The organism is Rickettsia sp. TH2014, from assembly GCF_019249195.1.
Classification (GTDB): domain Bacteria; phylum Pseudomonadota; class Alphaproteobacteria; order Rickettsiales; family Rickettsiaceae; genus Rickettsia; species Rickettsia felis.
In genome coordinates this window covers 1-611 of the sequence record NZ_MXAX01000030.1, presented here as the reverse complement: position 1 = coordinate 611, position 611 = coordinate 1, and the positions used below count along the sequence as shown (strand labels likewise).

Here is a 611-nt window from a genome sequence, read left to right as displayed (position 1 = left end):
CTCTTATTGAACGTATAGCTTTTTAATAGGTGTAACTGCAATATGGAGGCATGACCAAATTAAGGCAACTTGTTGCTTAATTAAATTATTAATATTTCTTTTTATAAGGTAGTAAATTTACTATTTAGAAGAAAGAGAAAAGTTGCTTAGTTTAGAGATTTAGTGAAAGACAATTAATAAAATTAGTTCTATCGAGCTTTCAATTAAATGGCAAAAAGCTTGATTTTATACGAGGTCGGTCGTTTGATATTTTTGTAGAAATACCGGAAAATGAAGAATGGCGCACCCGAGAGGAGTCGAACCCCTAACCTTATGATCCGTAGTCATATACTCTATCCAATTGAGCTACGGGTGCTGAGCTTGAAGTACTTATTCCTAAGCCTTATTTCTTGTTTGCTAACATACGAAGAAGCATATATAAAAGCATAGCATTTGTCAAGAAACATAGAGCGTTTTTATGTTTCTCTGAATAAATGAAATATAAAAAATTACAATTAGTAGTTGAATTATAATATTAGATATTGTATATAGAGGTGCATAAATTAACATGAGAAAAAAATGGATAAAATAAAAATTAATTAGGTAATCCTCCCATTTTTAATCGCAATAGA

At 30.0% G+C, this 611-nt stretch carries 1 tRNA gene; it reads right to left on the bottom strand.

The window, feature by feature from the left end:
- Positions 1 to 278 precede the first annotated feature (278 nt).
- Positions 279 to 355, bottom strand: a tRNA-Arg gene (locus tag KYQ89_RS00360).
- Positions 356 to 611 lie beyond the last annotated feature (256 nt).